Here is a 3,553-nt window from a genome sequence, read left to right as displayed (position 1 = left end):
GACAGCCCCACACCCTACACCCTGCCCCTAGGAAAAACTTTTTCAGCAAACCCTAATTAATACCAATTATCCATCGACTGGAAAATTGAGGCATCGGGGAACATAGTTGGATTACCACTTGCGTCGATTTTTTGCCGTAATTCTCGCAATTGTTTATTCCCGATGAGAAAATCACTTTCTACTAATTGATAGGGCAGTACATTATTATCCAAAGCATACACTGCCGTGATGCCAGCAGCTACCCCAGAGGACCACTCGAAGGAATGGACACGATAGGCGGCCGCGGCAATATGACTAAGAGCGATACTTTTACCCGCTATCAGTAAATTATCGATTTTTTGGGGAATTATAGCCCTTAAAGGTATCTCAAAAGGATAAGCTTGGCCCTGTCCCTGTCTTTCTCCTGCTTTTTCTGTATTACCCGGTTTTTCGGGGGGATGTTCCGTCATGCAGGGGTGAAAATCAATCGCGTAGTGACCGATACCGACGGAATCGGGGTAAATAGTCGAGCGCTTGCGTTTAACGGCCTTGTCGGGGGATAATGTGCCATCAAGTACGGAAAATCCCTCTAATCCTGCCAAGGTGGCAATTAAGCGCCGATATTCTGCTGGGGAAAGATTTTGACGATAGAAATCGCTTTGAAAATTTTGTCGGGAAATATCGATTTCTGTGACGGTAAAACCATCGGGGAAAGTCAGGGAAGGACGACCGATAATCCGTCTTGCTTCCCGAATATAGGGATATTTTGACAAACCGTGAGCAGTACCCATGGGAGAATCAAAACCGGAGAGATAACGGTTATTCAAATGGGGAACTTTTACCCCGTCCCCTAACTGGGAATCGGTGGTCCCTTCTACTAACCAATAATAGTAGGAAATGGCGTGTTCTTCGCCCCTCGCGAGGGTTTCGGTGCGTAATCCTCCCATCCATCCCCCCGGAGATAACTGTCCTAGCTGTTGCAACTGTTCACGGGTGTAGATAAAGTTATCCTTCCCAGTCCCCGGACGATAATCGTTTCCCCAGGTCCAATTCTGCATGGAAATATCCCCCGGGACGGGTTCGGTAAAAGTAATTCCCCCAAAGGTTTTCTCTTTACCCAGTTGTGGACTCCAGATACGACGATAGGTGAAAACCAGGTCAAAATCGGCTAATCGCGGCAATTCATAGCTAAAATAGGGGGCATAGCGTTCATAATAAACAGGTTTCTCGTGGGTTTGTGGTTTTTCTGTTTCCTCCATGGCGAAGGTATAGGTAAAACCCTGGGTACAGTAGGGGTCGCCAGTGACGCTAGAGGAAGAAGGTTCGAGATAACTGCGCTTATCGACCCCTAAACGGTAGGGAATATCTGATAATCCGATTATTTCCCCGGTTTCGGTCGCTTCAATCACATACCAATCTGCTAATTGATTCGGTTGGGAGGATTTGGGGACAAAACGGAGGATTTTCTTATCAAAACGGGGAGAATTTTCGTAGCGATAGATATCCTCCATTTTTTGCGATAAAAACTCGGTATTTAGGGGAGGAGTACCTTTTGCGGGACTATGTTGAATAGCAATTACACTGGTAATCTGTTGACCGGTGCCGCGGTTGGGTAAAGTTTCAATATTTAATTCTTTGACTACCGTGGAGGGAAACCATTTCAGGGTTCCTTTGCCTTTTTTGGCAGCGTCTTCTAACTGTTGAAATAATAATTTATGTCCATCAAAAGGCAAAAAACAAGACCCGCTTACCCAACATTCTCCGGGGTTGCGTTTCCCGTAATGCTTTCTAATTCTTTCCCTAAATTCTAGATAACCTTTCGGGAAAAATAATTTTTCTCTTTGTGTTCGTCTTTCATCTAACGCTGAGGTTCCCTGAGAAGATATCTGTCCCCCCACCCAGTCGGTAATCTCGGTTAAACAGACGGTTTTTCCTAATAATAAAGCTTCGTAGGCTGCACCGGCACCGGCTAAACCACCACCCACCACCAGAATATCACAGCCGACGCTTTGATCCGGTTCTCGCGGGGGGGCTGCTAGGGTGAGGGGAGTGAAAGCTTGTAGGAGAAATAATCCCAGAGAGAGGGATTTGAGGGGAGTAAAGTGATGATTGAAAATTTTAGGGGACATTATTGACAAATATCAATGTTATGGCTGAGAGTTTCCTCTTTCTTTGAAGAAGTAGCCAGAGCATCTGTTCCTGTAATCCTGATGTTTTTTTTGGGTGGTCTTGAGAACTTTGTAGTTCGATGCTGGCCTTAAGAGAATTATACACCTCCAAGCTGACAATCGATCGCTTTTCTGGAAATGTTTCGACAAAGATATCCTGATTCTGTCTCATTCCCTTTGTTATACTAAATCCGTTGAGTAACGCACAGAAAACGGGTTTCTCCGAGAAACCCGTTTTCTACTCATGCACTCATGCAAAACGGAGAATAAATAATCAGTTTTTAATAACTGGATTTAGTATTATTCCCTGTCATCCTTGCTAAGTTAAATGCAAAACAAACCCGGGTAAGACATCTTCCCCAGATAAAGTAGCAGGTAAATTAATAATTTCCCCATCACCATTTAGTCGGTAGATTGCCACCTGCTGCTGTTGAGGATTAATCAACCAACCCAAACGTAAACCACTGGCTAAATATTCGCGCATCTTTTCCCGTAAAGAGATTAAGGAATCAGTACGAGAACGTAATTCAATCACAAAATCGGGACATAAAGGTGGGAACTTTTCTCGTTCTTCTGCGCTCAAAGCTTCCCATCTTTCCCGTTTTATCCAAGCAACATCAGGAGAACGATATCCTCCCTTTGGTAAACGAAAAATTGTCGAAGAACTAAACACCTCACCAAGTTTAGTTTGCTCGTTCCATACCCCCACTTTAACAATCAAATTAGCTTCCTGTTTACCAGTATTTCCACCCACGGGAGGCATAATTAATAATTCTCCTTTTTGATTACGTTCTAAATTCCATGTTTGATTAGCCTGACAGAGATGATAAAATTGTTCATCGGTCAGATTAACTGTCTCTAGATTTAACACTACAGTTTCCATAATCGCTTCTCCTTTTTGCTACTTTATACAAGATAACTCATAGCATTTATCTTAATCGTGAGGTAGGAAGTCTCTGGTTTTAGAGAACGACAGAACTACTGTATCACTTATCAGTTCAGAGAAAAATATGTGTAATTAATTCTGTCTGGGTACTCAATCCTTCCTAGGTTAAATGCAAAACAAACCCGGGTAAGACATCTTCCCCAGATAAAGTAGCAGGTAAATTAATAATTTCTACACTGCTATTTAGTCGGTAGATTTCCACCTGCTGCTGTTGCGGATTAATCAACCAACCCAAACGTAAACCACTGGCTAAATATTCGCGCATCTTGTCGCGTAAAGAGATTAAGGAATCAGTACGAGAACGTAATTCAATCACAAAATCGGGACATAAAGGTGGGAACTTTTCTCGCTCTTCTGCGCTCAAAGCTTCCCATCTTTCCCGTTTTATCCAAGCAACATCAGGAGAACGATATCCTCCCTTTGGTAAACGAAAAATTGTCGAAGAACTAAAGACTTTACC

4 protein-coding genes are annotated in these 3,553 nt (G+C 43.2%); all 4 read right to left on the bottom strand.

The features are described from left to right. Positions 1-56 precede the first annotated feature (56 nt). Complete coding sequence (locus tag IQ242_RS19755; protein ID WP_193961134.1) at positions 57-2,108, bottom strand: FAD-dependent oxidoreductase; 2,052 nt, start codon at positions 2,106-2,108, stop codon at positions 57-59. Beyond that, positions 2,098-2,319, bottom strand: coding sequence for a hypothetical protein (locus IQ242_RS19750; RefSeq protein ID WP_228021106.1), 222 nt, complete (start codon positions 2,317-2,319; stop codon positions 2,098-2,100). The genes IQ242_RS19755 and IQ242_RS19750 overlap by 11 nt, the downstream gene beginning before the upstream one ends. A gap of 147 nt (positions 2,320-2,466) precedes the next feature. Next, complete coding sequence (locus IQ242_RS19745) at positions 2,467-3,030, bottom strand: Uma2 family endonuclease (protein WP_193961133.1); 564 nt, start codon at positions 3,028-3,030, stop codon at positions 2,467-2,469. 163 nt (positions 3,031-3,193) lie between these two features. Further along, a partial coding sequence (locus IQ242_RS19740; protein WP_193961132.1) for a Uma2 family endonuclease occupies positions 3,194-3,553 on the bottom strand: 360 nt, incomplete at its 5' end.

This window comes from Microcystis sp. LEGE 08355, from assembly GCF_015207185.1.
Lineage (GTDB): Bacteria > Cyanobacteriota > Cyanobacteriia > Cyanobacteriales > Microcystaceae > Microcystis > Microcystis panniformis.
The sequence above is the reverse complement of the archived record's forward strand: the minus strand, read 5'-3'. Positions and strand labels throughout refer to the sequence as shown.

Coding starts and splice junctions, on each gene's coding strand:
- IQ242_RS19755 (WP_193961134.1), bottom strand. CDS start 2,108: ATGTCCCCTAAAATTTTCAATCATCACTTTACTCCCCTCAAATCCCTC.
- IQ242_RS19750 (WP_228021106.1), bottom strand. CDS start 2,319: ATGAGACAGAATCAGGATATCTTTGTCGAAACATTTCCAGAAAAGCGA.
- IQ242_RS19745 (WP_193961133.1), bottom strand. CDS start 3,030: ATGGAAACTGTAGTGTTAAATCTAGAGACAGTTAATCTGACCGATGAA.